General features: G+C 55.6%; 12 protein-coding genes and 2 tRNA genes. 4 read left to right on the top strand and 10 right to left on the bottom strand.

Going from position 1 to position 14,489, the window contains the following annotated elements:
* Nucleotides 1-86: 86 nt before the first annotated feature.
* Nucleotides 87-1,418: an MFS transporter gene (locus OK412_RS18565; RefSeq protein ID WP_010671462.1), complete on the top strand. Its 1,332-nt coding sequence runs from the start codon at nucleotides 87-89 to the stop codon at nucleotides 1,416-1,418.
* Nucleotides 1,419-1,908: 490 nt separating this feature from the next.
* Here the strand turns inward: OK412_RS18565 and ilvC are convergent, their stop codons facing one another.
* Nucleotides 1,909-3,384: a ketol-acid reductoisomerase gene (gene ilvC / locus OK412_RS18560; RefSeq protein ID WP_010253551.1), complete on the bottom strand. Its 1,476-nt coding sequence runs from the start codon at nucleotides 3,382-3,384 to the stop codon at nucleotides 1,909-1,911.
* 162 nt (nucleotides 3,385-3,546) lie between these two features.
* Here ilvC and ilvY point away from each other — a divergent pair, with 162 nt between their 5' ends.
* On the top strand, nucleotides 3,547-4,428 hold the full coding sequence (gene ilvY / locus OK412_RS18555) for an HTH-type transcriptional activator IlvY (protein WP_008926355.1): 882 nt from the start codon (nucleotides 3,547-3,549) through the stop codon (nucleotides 4,426-4,428).
* On the opposite strand, the gene ilvA is transcribed toward ilvY, so the two are convergent.
* The 6 genes from ilvA to ilvL all read right to left on the bottom strand — a co-directional run bounded on the left by ilvA (nucleotide 4,429) and on the right by ilvL (nucleotide 10,989).
* Nucleotides 4,429-5,976 carry a threonine ammonia-lyase, biosynthetic gene (gene ilvA / locus OK412_RS18550; RefSeq protein ID WP_033785739.1) on the bottom strand — a complete coding sequence of 516 codons (1,548 nt, stop codon included), beginning with the start codon at nucleotides 5,974-5,976 and terminating at the stop codon, nucleotides 4,429-4,431.
* A gap of 2 nt (nucleotides 5,977-5,978) precedes the next feature.
* Nucleotides 5,979-7,829 carry a dihydroxy-acid dehydratase gene (gene ilvD, locus OK412_RS18545; protein WP_033766560.1) on the bottom strand — a complete coding sequence of 617 codons (1,851 nt, stop codon included), beginning with the start codon at nucleotides 7,827-7,829 and terminating at the stop codon, nucleotides 5,979-5,981.
* A gap of 62 nt (nucleotides 7,830-7,891) precedes the next feature.
* Nucleotides 7,892-8,821, bottom strand: a complete 930-nt coding sequence (locus tag OK412_RS18540; RefSeq protein ID WP_264353425.1) for a branched-chain amino acid transaminase — start codon at nucleotides 8,819-8,821, stop codon at nucleotides 7,892-7,894.
* An 18-nt stretch (nucleotides 8,822-8,839) separates the two neighbouring features.
* The gene (ilvM, locus tag OK412_RS18535; RefSeq protein ID WP_008926359.1) at nucleotides 8,840-9,097 is read right to left on the bottom strand and encodes an acetolactate synthase 2 small subunit; all 258 of its coding nucleotides are present in this window, start codon (nucleotides 9,095-9,097) and stop codon (nucleotides 8,840-8,842) included.
* Complete coding sequence (ilvG, locus tag OK412_RS18530; RefSeq protein WP_039389700.1) at nucleotides 9,094-10,740, bottom strand: acetolactate synthase 2 catalytic subunit; 1,647 nt, start codon at nucleotides 10,738-10,740, stop codon at nucleotides 9,094-9,096. Before ilvG ends, ilvM begins: the two co-directional genes overlap by 4 nt.
* 150 nt (nucleotides 10,741-10,890) lie before the next feature.
* On the bottom strand, nucleotides 10,891-10,989 hold the full coding sequence (ilvL, locus tag OK412_RS18525; protein ID WP_072101316.1) for an ilv operon leader peptide: 99 nt from the start codon (nucleotides 10,987-10,989) through the stop codon (nucleotides 10,891-10,893).
* 330 nt (nucleotides 10,990-11,319) lie between these two features.
* Here ilvL and OK412_RS18520 point away from each other — a divergent pair, with 330 nt between their 5' ends.
* Nucleotides 11,320-12,840: a YifB family Mg chelatase-like AAA ATPase gene (locus OK412_RS18520; protein ID WP_264353424.1), complete on the top strand. Its 1,521-nt coding sequence runs from the start codon at nucleotides 11,320-11,322 to the stop codon at nucleotides 12,838-12,840.
* 25 nt (nucleotides 12,841-12,865) lie between these two features.
* Here the strand turns inward: OK412_RS18520 and OK412_RS18515 are convergent, their stop codons facing one another.
* Nucleotides 12,866-13,204, bottom strand: a complete 339-nt coding sequence (locus OK412_RS18515) for a DUF413 domain-containing protein (protein ID WP_010253568.1) — start codon at nucleotides 13,202-13,204, stop codon at nucleotides 12,866-12,868.
* Between the two features lie 120 nt (nucleotides 13,205-13,324).
* On the opposite strand from OK412_RS18515, the gene hdfR reads away from it, so the two are divergent.
* Entirely contained in the window at nucleotides 13,325-14,158 is an 834-nt protein-coding gene (gene hdfR / locus OK412_RS18510) for an HTH-type transcriptional regulator HdfR (protein ID WP_010253571.1), read from the top strand.
* A 118-nt stretch (nucleotides 14,159-14,276) separates the two neighbouring features.
* On the opposite strand, the gene OK412_RS18505 is transcribed toward hdfR, so the two are convergent.
* Together OK412_RS18505 and OK412_RS18500 are read right to left on the bottom strand one after the other, a co-directional pair.
* Nucleotides 14,277-14,352, bottom strand: a tRNA-Trp gene (locus OK412_RS18505).
* Nucleotides 14,353-14,359: 7 nt separating this feature from the next.
* Nucleotides 14,360-14,436: transfer RNA gene (locus tag OK412_RS18500), tRNA-Asp, on the bottom strand.
* Nucleotides 14,437-14,489 lie beyond the last annotated feature (53 nt).

Below are 14,489 nucleotides of genomic sequence, written 5' to 3'. Positions count from 1 at the left end.
CCAGACGCGGCGCGGGTTTTCTTCATTGAATGCGCTCTGGCAGATGCGTAAGATTCTTTGTCTGTATTTACAAATAAGAAACAGTTATGCAAGCCTCCCTCACAGACACGCTCGACAAACAGCAGGATCCCACGCCGGTTAACTCACGCAGTAAAGTGGTGATTGCCTCGCTGGTCGGAACGGCCATCGAGTTCTTCGACTTTTATATTTATGCCACTGCTGCGGTGATTGTTTTCCCGCACATTTTCTTCCCGCAGGGTGATGCCACGGTCGCGACGCTACAGTCGCTGGCCACGTTTGCTATCGCCTTTATCGCACGTCCGATTGGCTCCGCCGTGTTTGGTCACTTTGGCGATCGCGTGGGTCGCAAGGCCACGCTGGTTGCCTCGCTGCTGACCATGGGGATTTCCACCGTGGTGATTGGTCTGCTGCCCGGCTATGAAACCATCGGCGTGATGGCTCCGCTGCTGCTGGCGCTGGCGCGTTTTGGTCAGGGACTGGGACTGGGTGGTGAATGGGGTGGCGCAGCGCTGCTGGCGACGGAAAATGCCCCGGCGAAGAAGCGTGCGCTTTACGGTTCCTTCCCTCAGCTGGGTGCGCCGATTGGCTTTTTCTTCGCTAACGGCACTTTTCTGCTGCTTTCGTGGCTGCTGACCGACGAGCAGTTTATGCAGTGGGGCTGGCGCGTGCCGTTTATTCTCTCCGCCGTGCTGGTGCTGATTGGCCTGTATGTGCGCGTTTCGCTGCATGAGAGTCCGGTGTTTGCCAAAGTACAGAAAGAGAAGAAGCAGGTTCGGGTGCCCATTGCAGCGCTGCTGAGCAAGCATCTGACTGCCACCATTCTCGGCACCTTTATCATGCTGGCGACCTATACGCTGTTCTATATCATGACCGTCTATTCGATGAGCTACGGCACCACGGCAGCACCGGCCGGTCTGGGTATTCCGCGTAATAGTATGTTGTGGATGCTGATGCTGGCGGTGATTGGCTTTGGAGTGATGGTGCCGATTGCCGGTTTGCTGGCTGACCGTTTTGGTCGCCGCAAGACGATGATTACCATTACGCTGATGATTATCGCGTTTTCGTTCCTGTTCCCGGCGATGCTCGGTTCCGGATCGCAGGCGCTGGTGATGGCGTTTCTGTTGCTGGGTCTGAGCATTATGGGCCTGACCTTTGGTCCGATGGGCGCCCTGCTGCCGGAGCTGTTTCCGACCGAAGTGCGTTATACCGGCGCATCGTTCTCTTATAACCTCTCATCGATTCTGGGTGCCTCTGTTGCGCCTTATATCGCGACCTGGCTGAATGCGCATTATGGTTTGCAGGCGGTGGGACTTTATCTGGCGTCGATGGCCGTGCTGACGCTGATTGCATTGCTCGCCTGTAAAGAGACGCGTAATCAGACGCTGTATGACGTTTAATCCGGCTGGATGAAGGTCAGTGAAAACCCGGCGGCTGCCGGGTTTTTTTATGGAGCAGGCTCACAGAGTACAACCGCTCTGAAGGGCTAAACAATATCAGGCGACAGGCTCAGGGAGCATACGCCTTAAGCGGGTTAGCTTTCTGTTTGAAAAAACCGGACCTCGCTGAAAGGCGTAGTGATATTGGCAGCAATGAAGAAGCTTAAGGGCACAGGGAACACGGTCAAGGAAAGCGTCCCGCGCCAGGGACAAAAACGCCGGGAGCGTTTTTGAACAACGCAAAGCGTTGGCCCGGAAACGGGCGCACCTCAGGGATGAGGTGCGTAATCGCGCGGGCCGAGCATGCCATGGATGGCGGTTTTGCGTCTTTCCGATCTGACCGTGTTGCCTGTGCAGGCACGGTCTCACAGAGAACCGTCCAGCCGTTGTTCACCAACAAAAAACCCCGGCAAGCCGGGGTTTGTTTTGCTGAAAACTGTGATGACGGTAATTAGCCCGCGACAGCGATACGCTTCATGTCGGTCATGTAGCCACGCAGCTTGCGGCCAACGGTTTCAATCGGGTGCTGGCGAACCGCTTCGTTAACGTCACGCAGTTGCGCGTTATCAACCTGCGTGCCTTCAACCGCTTTACCCAGATCGCCTGGCTGCAGCGTGGTCATGAACTCTTTCAGCAGCGGCACCGCGGCGAAGGAGAACAGGTAGTTACCATATTCGGCGGTATCGGAGATCACCACGTTCATTTCATACAGGCGCTTACGGGCGATGGTGTTCGCGATCAGCGGCAGCTCATGCAGTGATTCGTAGTAGGCAGACTCTTCAATGATGCCGGCGTCCACCATGGTTTCAAACGCCAGCTCAACGCCCGCTTTAACCATCGCAACCATCACCACACCTTTGTCGTAGTACTCCTGCTCTTCGATTTTGCCTTCATACTGTGAGGCGGTTTCGAACGCGGTCTGGCCGGTCTCTTCACGCCAGGTCAGCAGGTTTTTATCATCATTAGCCCAGTCCGCCATCATGCCGGAAGAGAATTCGCCGGAGATGATGTCATCCATATGTTTCTGGAACAGCGGTGCCATGATGGTTTTCAGCTGCTCTGACAGCGCATAAGCGCGCAGTTTGGCTGGATTAGAGAGGCGATCCATCATCAGTGTGATGCCGCCAAACTTCAGTGATTCAGTGATGGTTTCCCAGCCGAACTGGATCAGTTTTTCTGCGTAAGCCGGGTCAGTGCCTTCAGCCACCAGCTTGTCGAAGCAGAGCAGTGAACCAGCCTGCAACATGCCGCACAGAATAGTCTGCTCACCCATCAGGTCAGATTTCACTTCTGCAACGAAAGAGGACTCCAGCACGCCAGCACGATCGCCGCCAGTTGCTGCTGCCCAGGCTTTGGCAATCGCCATGCCTTCGCCTTTTGGATCGTTTTCCGGGTGAACCGCGATCAGCGTCGGTACACCAAAGCCACGTTTGTACTCTTCACGAACTTCTGTACCCGGACACTTCGGTGCCACCATCACCACGGTGATGTCTTTACGAATGCTTTCGCCCACTTCAACGATGTTGAAACCGTGCGAGTAGCCCAGCGCAGCGCCATCTTTCATCAGCGGCTGAACAGCCTGAACTACAGCGGAGTGCTGCTTGTCTGGCGTCAGGTTAACCACCAGGTCAGCCTGCGGGATCAGTTCTTCGTAGGTGCCCACTTTGAAACCGTTATCGGTCGCTTTGCGCCATGAAGGGCGTTTTTCCGCAATTGCTTCAGCACGCAGTGCATAGGCCACATCCAGACCGGAATCACGCATGTTCAGACCCTGATTCAGGCCCTGCGCACCACAGCCAACGATAACGACTTTTTTACCTTTCAGGAAACTGGCACCATCCGCGAATTCATCGCGTGCCATGAAACGGCACTTGCCTAATTGCGCCAGCTGGTTGCGCAGGTTCAATGTGTTGAAATAGTTAGCCATGGGTACTCCGGTAAGGTTGTGTTTGCTTTTTTTGTTCAGGAACGGCGTGTCATGCAGCGCCGCGAATGACCCCATCATATGACAGGAATTCTGTTGCTTAAATTGATATATTAACAACGTCACATTGCAATAAATGCAACACCACCCAGAGGCGACGCGCACATGGATTTACGGGATCTGAAACTGTTTCTTCATCTGGCAGAAAGCTGCCACTTCGGACGCACTGCGCGTGCTATGCACGTCAGCCCTTCCACGCTGTCACGCCAGATCCAGCGGCTTGAAGAAGATGTCGGCCATGCGCTGTTTCTGCGCGATAACCGCACCGTGACGCTGACAGAAGCCGGCGAACGCCTGCGCCAGTTTGCCCAGCAGACGCTGTTGCAGTATCAGCAACTGCGCCATGTGATGGATCTTAACGGCCCGTCGCTCAGCGGCGAGCTGCGCCTGTTCTGTTCGGTGACGGCGGCCTACAGTCATCTGCCGCCCATCCTCGACCGCTTTCGCGCTGAACATCCGCAGGTCGAAATCAAACTGGATACCGGCGATGCCGCGGATGCGGTGGAAAAAGTGCACTCCGGCGATGCCGATCTGGCCATTGCCGGCCGTCCTGAAACGCTGCCCGCCAGCATTGATTTTATGCCACTGGGGCTGATCCCGCTGGTGCTGATCGCGCCTGCACTGCCCTGTGCCGTTCGTACCCAGGCAACACAGCCGCAGCCCGACTGGTCAAAAATTCCGTTTATCCTGCCGGTGCAGGGACCGGCACGGCGACGTATCGATCTCTGGTTTCGCCGCCAGCGCATCCCGAATCCGGTGATTTACGCCACGGTCTCGGGGCATGAGGCGATTGTTTCGATGGTGGCGCTGGGCTGCGGTATTGCACTTTTACCGGATGTGGTGCTGGAAAACAGCCCGGATCCGGTGCGTAACCGCGTGCTGCTACTGGAGAATATTGACTCGGTTGCGCCGTTCGAACTCGGCATCTGCGTGCAAAAAAAGCGGCTCGGAGAGCCGCTGATCAGTGCTTTCTGGAGCCAGCTGTAATCAGCTGCCTGACAGGAAGAAGCGGAATGCCGGGTTCTGGCTTTCGTCATGAAAGTCGTAACCCAGATCGGTGAGATGCTCTTCGAAGCGTGGCTCATCGCTGCCGAGTTCAAAAGCCGCCAGCACACGGCCATAATCGGTGCCGTGGCTGCGGTAATGAAACAGCGAGATATTCCAGTGGGTGCCCAGCGTTTGCAGGAACTTCAGCAACGCGCCAGGTGCCTCCGGGAATTCAAAGCTGAAGAGGCGTTCACGCAGTGGTTTAGAAGGGCGTCCGCCCACCATGTAACGCACGTGCAGTTTCGCCATCTCATCATCCGAGAGATCGACCACCTGATAACCGCCGCTGGTGAGCTCGCTGATGATCTCGCTGCGCTCTTCCACGCCGCGCGTCAGTCGTACGCCAACAAAGATGCAGGCTTTGTCCGCATCGGCGTAGCGGTAGTTGAACTCGGTAATCGACCGTCCACCCAGCGTCTGGCAGAAACGCAGGAAACTGCCCTGCTGTTCCGGGATCGTTACGGCCAGCAGCGCTTCTCGCTGTTCGCCCAGCTCGCAGCGCTCAGAAACGTAGCGCAGGCCGTGGAAATTGACGTTGGCCCCGGATAACACATGCGCCAGCCGCTCGCCTTTGATCCCGTGCTGCTGGATATACTTTTTCATGCCCGCCAGCGCCAGCGCGCCAGAGGGCTCCGCCACAGCACGGACATCTTCAAACAGATCTTTCATTGCGGCACAAATGGCATCGCTGTCGACGGTGATGATGTCATCGATGTATTCCTGACAGAGCCGGAAGGTTTCGGTGCCAATCCGTTTCACCGCCACCCCTTCGGCAAACAGCCCGACGCGCGGCAGATCGACCGGATGACCCGCCTCCAGCGCTGCTTTCAGGCAGGCTGAATCTTCTGACTCCACCGCAATCACTTTGATTTGCGGCATCAGCTGCTTGATCAGCACCGCGACGCCAGCTGCCAGACCTCCACCGCCAACCGGGACAAAGACCCGGTCGAGATGCGCATCCTGCTGCAGCAGCTCCATCGCCAGCGTGCCCTGTCCGGCTATGACGGCCGGATGGTCAAACGGCGGCACGAAGGTGTAACCGCGCTGTTCAGAGAGTTCTATCGCTTTGGCTTTCGCCTCGTCAAAGTTGGCCCCGAACAGGAAAGCCTCACCGCCAAATGCGCGCACCGCATCAACCTTGATGTCTGCCGTCGCCAGCGGCATCACAATCAGTGACTTGATGCCCAGCTTAGTGGCGGAGAGCGCCACGCCCTGCGCATGGTTACCGGCTGACGCCGTTACCACGCCGCGCGCTTTCTGCTCTTCGTTCAGACCGGCAATCATCGCGTAGGCACCGCGCACCTTAAAACTGTGCACCGGCTGACGATCTTCCCGCTTCACCAGAATGGTGTTGCCGAGACGCGATGAGATTTTTTCCATAACCTGCAGCGGCGTCACCTGTGCCACTTCATACACCGGTGAACGCAACACTGCGCGCAAATACTCGGCGCCACAAGGCGCCTCGGGTAGCGGTTGAGACTCGGCCATCGTTAGCCTCCCAGCTTGCTCTTATCGCGGACGGCGCCTTTGTCAGCACTGGTCGCGAGTAATGCGTAGGCACGCAGCGCAAAGGAGACTTCACGCTGACGATTGACCGGCGTATACGCCGCATCGCCACGTGCCTGCTGCTCTTCACGACGGGCGTGCAGTTCGTTATCCGGTACGGCGAGTTTGATACCGCGGTTAGGGATATCGATTTCGATGGTGTCGCCATCTTTGACCAGCGCAATGGTGCCGCCGTTGGCTGCTTCAGGCGAGGCGTGACCGATAGAGAGGCCCGACGTACCGCCAGAGAAACGACCATCGGTGATCAGCGCGCAGCTTTTGCCCAGCCCCATCGATTTCAGATAAGTGGTCGGATAGAGCATCTCCTGCATGCCTGGCCCGCCTTTTGGACCTTCGTAGCGAATGACGACCACATCGCCCGCAACGACTTTGCCGCCCAGAATCGCTTCAACGGCGTCATCCTGGCTTTCATAGACTTTGGCCGGACCGGTGAAGGTCAGGATCTCTTTGTCTACGCCTGCGGTTTTTACGATACAGCCATCTTCTGCGATGTTGCCGTAGAGCACGGCCAGACCGCCATCCTGCGAGTAAGCATTTTCATGGGTACGGATACAGCCTTCGGCACGGTCATCATCCAGCGTGTCCCAGCGGCAGTTCTGTGAGAACGCCTGGGTGGTACGAATACCCGCCGGACCCGCGCGGAACATATCTTTTACCGCCTGATCTTTGGTCAGCATGATGTCGTACTGATCCAGCGTTTCACGCATGGTCTGCTGCAGGATATTACGGGCGCTGCTGTCGAACAGGCCGGCACGATCCAGCTCGCCGAGAATGGCGAACACGCCACCCGCGCGATGCACATCTTCCATATGGTATTTCGGAGTGCTTGGCGCCACTTTACAGAGCTGAGGCACTTTGCGTGACAGGCGATCGATGTCGGAGATATTAAAGTCGATATCGCCTTCCTGTGCGGCTGCCAGCAGGTGGAGCACGGTGTTGGTGGAGCCACCCATGGCGATATCCAGCATCATGGCGTTCTCGAAAGCGGCCTTGTTCGCGATGTTACGCGGCAGCATGTTGACATCATCCTGCTCGTAATAGCGCTTGGTCAGGCTTACGATGCGCTTACCGGCATTGATGAACAGCTCTTTGCGATCGGCGTGCGTAGCCAGCAGTGAACCGTTGCCAGGCTGCGACAGACCGAGTGCTTCAGTCAGGCAGTTCATCGAGTTGGCGGTGAACATACCGGAGCAGGAGCCGCAGGTCGGACAGGCAGAGCGTTCGATCTGCTCACTGTCGGCATCGCTGACGTTCGGGTTGGCACCCTGAATCATCGCATCTACCAGATCCAGCTTGATGATCTGGTCAGAAAGCTTGGTTTTACCCGCTTCCATCGGTCCGCCTGAAACGAAGATCACCGGAATATTGAGGCGCAATGACGCCATCAGCATACCCGGGGTGATTTTGTCGCAGTTAGAGATGCAGACCATGGCGTCGGCACAGTGGGCGTTGACCATGTACTCGACCGAGTCAGCAATCAGCTCACGCGACGGCAGTGAATACAGCATGCCGCCATGACCCATGGCAATACCGTCATCCACCGCAATGGTGTTGAACTCTTTAGCCACACCGCCTGCCGCTTCGATCTGCTCGGCGACAAGTTTACCAAGATCACGCAGGTGAACGTGGCCCGGCACAAATTGGGTGAATGAGTTAACCACAGCGATAATCGGCTTGCCGAAATCGTCGTCGGTCATTCCTGTCGCGCGCCATAAGGCACGGGCACCCGCCATATTGCGGCCGTGGGTGGTGGTGGCGGAACGGTACTTAGGCATACTCTATTTACTCCAGTAAGAATAAGCTCGCGGACGTCAGATGACGCCCGCGCTGTATCTGATTATGGGTTAACCGGATCTAACCAGCCCCATTTGTCTTTGGTTTCGCCGGTGAACAGGCCAAAGAAGGCCTCCTGGATGCGTTTGGTCACCGGGCCACGTTTGCCTTCGCCAACCTGAATGCGGTCAACACTGCGCACCGGTGTAATTTCTGCCGCGGTGCCAGACATAAAGACTTCGTCAGCCAGATAGAGAGATTCACGCGACAGGGTCTGCTCACGCACTTCAATGCCCATATCGCGCGCCAGCGTGATGATGGCATCGCGGGTGATGCCCGGCAGTGCTGAAGAGGTAAATGGCGGGGTAAAGAGCACGCCATCTTTAACTTCAAACAGGTTTTCGCCTGCACCTTCTGAGATCAGGCCATTAGTATCCAGCGCAATCCCTTCCTGATAGCCGTGACGACGGGCTTCGCTGCCCACCAGCAGTGAGGAGAGGTAGTTACCACCCGCTTTAGCGGCGGTTGGCAGGGTGTTCGGTGCTACGCGGTTCCATGAGGAGACCATGGCATCGATGCCGTTCTCAAGGGCTTCAGCGCCCAGGTATGCGCCCCACGGGAACGCCGCAATGATCACATCGGTGGTGAAGCCGTCTGGCGGGTTCACGCCCAGGCCCACATCGCCGACAAAGGCCAGCGGACGGATATAAGCACTTTTCAGTTTGTTCACGCGGATGACTTCGCGGCACGCTTCCATCAGCTCATCAACGCTGTTTTTAATCGGGAAGCGATAGATTTTGGCGGAGTCGTGCAGACGTTGCATGTGTTCGCGATGGCGGAACACAACCGGTCCTTTGTGAGAGTCGTAGCAGCGCACGCCTTCAAATACCGACGTACCGTAGTGCAACGCGTGGGACATGACGCTGACCTTCGCCTCTTCCCACTTAACCATCTCGCCATTGAACCAAATAAAGTCTGCTTTCTTCGTGCTCATTGTTATTCCCTCTCGCGGCTAAGCGCGGATTTGTTGTGTTGTCTGTTGTTGAATCTGAACGCATGCAACGTCGATCAATTTGCTTAACTGCGAAGACAGTAAATCGACGGAGCGCTGACTGGCAACGGTCATTTCAATATTAATGTTTTCTGCGTTGGCGACTGAGGCCATGTTCATAGAACAGACCTGAAAACCGCGGTGACGCACTACGCGTAAAATGCGCTCCAATATTTCAGGGCGGAAACGGGCTTCGATAGACAATTGATGCTGGTTCATACAGTTTTCTCCATCATGTTTGCATTGCTGGCACCCGGCGGTACCAGTGGCCAGACGTTTTCATGCTCATCAATTGCAACATGCAGGAAGTAAGGACCTTCGCTGTTCAGCAGAGCATCAAGGGCGGCGTCGACCTGATCTTTACGGGTAATGCGCTGGCCGGGAATATTGAAAGCGCTGGCCAGCGTGAGGAAGTCGGGGTTGTCGGACAGATTGGTTTCACTGTAGCGGCCATCGAAAAACAGCTGCTGCCACTGACGCACCATGCCCAGACGCTGGTTATCCAGCAGCACGATTTTGACCGGCAGCTTGCCGCGCTTGATGGTGCCCAGCTCCTGGATGTTCATCATGATGGAGCCATCGCCCGAGACACAGATAACCGTATCTTCCGGGCGTGCAACCTGCGCACCGATGGCGGCGGGTAAACCAAAGCCCATGGTGCCTAAGCCGCTGGAGGTGATGAAGTTCTCTGGCGCGCTGAATGCCATGTGTTGCGCCGTCCACATCTGGTGCTGACCGACGTCGGTGGTCACTACGGTATTGGCCGGTTTGCGATCGGAAAGCTGCTTCAGCAACAGCGGTGCATAGATCGCTTCGCCCGGATGGTCGTAGCGCCATGGGTGACTGGCCTTAAGCGCTTTCATCTCATCGCGCCAGGCGTTGATATGCAGAGGCTGACTCAGGGCGGGCAGCAGTTCGTTGAGATCACCCTGCAGAGAGACGTGTGCACGACGTAATTTGTTTAACTCAGCGGGATCGATATCGAGATGAATCACGCTGGCATGGGGTGCAAAGGTGTCCAGCTTGCCGGTCACACGGTCATCGAAACGGGCACCGACCGCGATCAGTAAGTCACAACTCTGCACCGCCAGGTTGGCGGCTTTAGTACCGTGCATCCCCAGCATGCCGAGATACACCTCGCTGTGGGGGTCTACGCTGCCCAGCCCCTTTAAGGTGGCCACTGCCGGGATGCCGGTCTCTTCTGCCAGCGCGCGCAGTGCCGGAACAGCCTGTGCCAGGCCAACGCCTCCACCAACATAGAGCATTGGTTTTCTGGCCTGCGCCATCAGTGCGCGTGCTTCCTGAATCGCCTGATGCGGCAGCGCATTTCCCTCTTCTACCGGAACCAGATGCGGGGCAGGTTCTCCCTGCGCAATCTGAATATCTTTAGGAATGTCCACCAGTACCGGACCCGGACGGCCTGACTGCGCCAGCGCAAAGGCTTCTGCCATGATGGCGGGCAGCTCATCCAGCGATTCAACCAGGAAGCTGTGTTTGGTGCAGGCCAGCGATAAGCCCAGTACGTCGATTTCCTGAAAGGCGTCGGTACCAATAAAAGCGGAAGAGACCTGACCCGTTACGGCAACCACCGGAACCGAATCCATCATGGCATCTGCCAGGCCGGTAATCAGGTTGGTCGCGCCAGGGCCAGAGGTGGCGATACAGACGCCGGTTTTGCCGGTTGAGCGCGCATAACCGATCGCCGCCATCACAGCGCCCTGCTCGTGGCGACACAGTAGGTGTTCCACGCCGCCGTCGTAGAGCGCGTCGTATACCGGCATGATTGCGCCGCCAGGGTAACCGAATACGGTATCAACACCCTGCGCGCGTAAAGCCTGAACTACCCACTGTGCACCTGTCATCGCTATTCTCCTGTGTCCTGACCGGAACAACAGAATTTTATGCTACTGTTCATTGTTTGTTCCTTGTGGATTTACTGATATTTCCTCTGGTCGAAAAAAAACCCCCGGACCTTTCGGTGCGGGGGTTTTTTCGGATTCGAGGCTTGATTTCTAAGCCTTTCTTTCTCCAAGCGTTGCCCCGCACGGTAGGTTAATAACCACCACCACGCTAATCACGACCAGGCTAATCACTTGTAGAAGGGCTTTCATGTGTTGTTCAATTCTTTCGCTTGTTCGAAGTAATGCCTACAGAGTTATCATAGTCAGGGGGCATGACACAACTTTTTTTACAGAGTTTTTTTAGCGCCTGGCGCTAAATCGCGGTCTATCAATTTGTAATACAAGAAATAATTACATGATGATAATTATTCATCACTTTACTGACGTAATAATTTTTTGGTGAATTTGCGCGCAGACACGCAGCGTTTTAACAGGTTGTGAAAAAACTTCTGATAGGTTGTGCAATGACCCGAATAGTGCTGATGATGCCCTGGCTTTCCTTTGATGCTGTCACCAGACTGACGGTAACAAGGAGCGAGTATGTCATTGTCAAAAGTTCTGACCCGGGCAGCGCTGGGAGTGGAAGCCCCGCTGGTGACCATCGAGGCACACATCAGTAACGGACTGCCTGCGTTAACGCTGGTGGGGCTGCCTGAAACCACGGTGAAAGAGGCGCGTGAGCGGGTACGCAGCGCCATTATCAACAGCGGTTTTGCCTTCCCGGCAAAACGCGTCACCATCAATCTGGCACCCGCAGATTTACCCAAAGAGGGCGGGCGGTATGACTTACCTATGGCGATTGCCATTCTGGTGGCCTCTGAGCAGCTTCCTGCCGACAAGCTGACGCACTATGAGTTTCTGGGTGAGCTGGCACTCGACGGTGCACTGTGCGGTGTACAGGGCGCGATTCCAGCGGCCATGGTAGCCATTCAGGCTGGACGACAGCTGGTCCTCTCCGCTGAGAATCAGTGTGATGCCGGGCTAATCCGTCAGGGCTCGTCGCTGGTTGCCTCTCACCTCAGCGAAGTGTGCGCCTTTCTGCGCAATGAACTCACACTACCGACAGCCCAATATCCTGAGCATCAGGGCGATGCACCTGCTGACGATCTCGCTGATATCATTGGTCAGGAACAGGGACGCAGAGCACTGGAGATCACTGCGGCTGGCGGGCACAACCTGTTGCTGATCGGGCCCCCTGGCACCGGTAAAACCATGCTCGCTACCCGGTTGCCCGGCATCATGCCCTCCTTAAGCGATCAGGAAGCACTGGAGTGTGCGGCAATCGCCAGCCTGGTGAACAGCAAGACCCTGCATCGACAGTGGCGCACCCGGCCTTTCAGGTCACCTCACCACAGCGCCTCTCTCTATGCTCTGATTGGCGGCGGCTCACTGCCACGGCCCGGTGAGATCTCCCTGGCGCATAACGGCGTGCTGTTTCTGGATGAATTACCGGAATTTGATCGCAAGGTGCTGGACTCCCTGCGCGAACCATTAGAGTCGGGCGTCATCGCTATTTCACGCGCTCGGGCAAAAGTTACCTACCCGGCCCGGTTTCAGCTGATTGCTGCGATGAATCCAAGTCCAACCGGACACTATCAGGGACAGCATAACCGCTGCTCACCCCAGCAGGTGCTGCGTTATCTCAGTAAGCTATCCGGCCCTTTTCTTGATCGTTTTGATCTTTCGCTGGAGGTGCCGCTACTCCCCAGCGGCATGCTCAGCGGTCAGCGCGCCAGGGCGGAAGCATCTGAGCAGGTTCGTCATCGGGTGGTCGCAGCGCGTGACATTCAGCTGGCTCGTGCAGGAAAAATAAATGCGCATTTAAACAATGCAGAGATTATGCGCTGGTGTCAGCCTGCTAAAGAGGATGCGGAGTGGCTGGAGTCAGTGCTGGAGAAGCTGGGTTTATCTGTACGGGCATGGCAGCGGATTTTAAAAGTGGCCCGTACCCTGGCCGATCTGGCTGGGGAAACAGACATCACCCGGCATCATCTGCAGGAAGCTGTCAGCTATCGCACGATAGATCGATTAATGATCCATCTGCATAACAGCCTGCAATAAAAAAGGGGCTTTCGCCCCTTCTCTGTTAATCGTCGCTGTCGGTGAAGTCTTCAACGGTGTCCATCTGCGGTTTACCGCCAGACAGCGTATGAAAACGTTTAGGACGCTTAATGCGGGTCATATACTTAGACCATACACGTTCAGCTTCCGTTTGCGGCTCACGCACGCCACGACACACTTCAATAAACAAACGTTCTTCTTCGGTTGCAGGCTCACGCTTTGATAAATCCAGCTCATTAAAGGCAAAACCGTGGCGTTCAAGAAGCTGAGCTTCTTTAATAGTAAAGTCACCGTGGCGTGAGAAACCACGCGGGTAATGTTTGTTATCAAAGAAACGATTCTCTGTTGAGAAGCTTTCCGCCATGTTACACGCTCCTGATTTTCTAATGCCGTGCTGTTAATGGCGCGGAGTATTAGATAGGCTTGACAGAGTGTAAAACAAAACATTTAAATCTATACGACAAACATTTTTTGGGAGAACGCTGTGGATACGGAATTACTGAAAACTTTTCTGGAAGTGAGCAGAACTCGCCATTTCGGGCGTGCTGCAGAAGCACTTTACCTCACGCAATCTGCTGTCAGTTTTCGCATCCGTCAGTTAGAGAATCAGCTTGGCGTTAACCTTTTTACACGGCATCGCAATAACATACGTCTGACGGCGGCCGGAGAGCGACTGCTCCCCTATGCTGAAAGCCTGATGAGCACCTGGATGATGGCGAAGAAGGAGGTCTCACACACTCAGCAGCACCATGAGCTTTCAATAGGTGCCAGTGCATCACTATGGGAGGCTTATCTGACGCCATGGCTACAGACGCTCTACGAGAATCGGGAGAGCCTGCACTTAGAAGCGCGCGTGGCACAACGACATCTGCTGGTTAAGCAACTCCATGAGCGCCAGCTGGATCTGTTGATCACCACTGAAGCACCTAAGATGGATGAGTTAACCAGTCAGCAGATTGGTCATATTTCACTGGCGCTTTTCTGCGCCCGGCAGAGCGAGAAGCGTGAAAAATATGATTATATTAAGCTGGAATGGGGAGCAGATTTTCATCAGCATCAGAGCTATCTCTCCGGGGCTGATGATGTACCGGTACTGACCACCACGTCGGCACATGTCACCCGTGAACTGCTGCATACCACCGGAGCGTGCGCATTTCTGCCGGACTTCTGGCAGAGTGTGTACAGTGAGTTGATGGTGATTCCGGATACGCCCGTCGCCGTGCGTCCGCTCTATGCTGTCTGGTTGCAGAACAGCGATCAGCAGGCACATATCCGTCAGTTGCTTAAATTCCCGATTCTGGTCAGGCAAAATAGCTGAATTTGCAGGCAGGACAGTAGGCAGGGAAGATCAGAGGCCAGTTAGATTTAGCTGGTTTTTCTTTTTTGCTTTTTTAAAGGCAAAAAAAAATCCTTTGCCGAAGCAAAGGATCGTTTTCTGGCAGGGGCGGAGGGACTCGAACCCCCAACACCCGGTTTTGGAGACCGGTGCTCTACCAATTGAACTACGCCCCTAATAGGGTGGCGGAACGGACGGGGCTCGAACCCGCGACCCCCTGCGTGACAGGCAGGTATTCTAACCAACTGAACTACCGCTCCACCGATTCTTTCACAGCTGTCAGCAACTGGCTGATGGCCGTCTGTTCCTGTTA

The sequence above is a fragment of the Pantoea sp. JV6 genome (assembly GCF_025910055.1).
GTDB lineage: Bacteria > Pseudomonadota > Gammaproteobacteria > Enterobacterales > Enterobacteriaceae > Pantoea > Pantoea agglomerans.
This window is presented reverse-complemented; position numbering and strand designations above follow the sequence as displayed.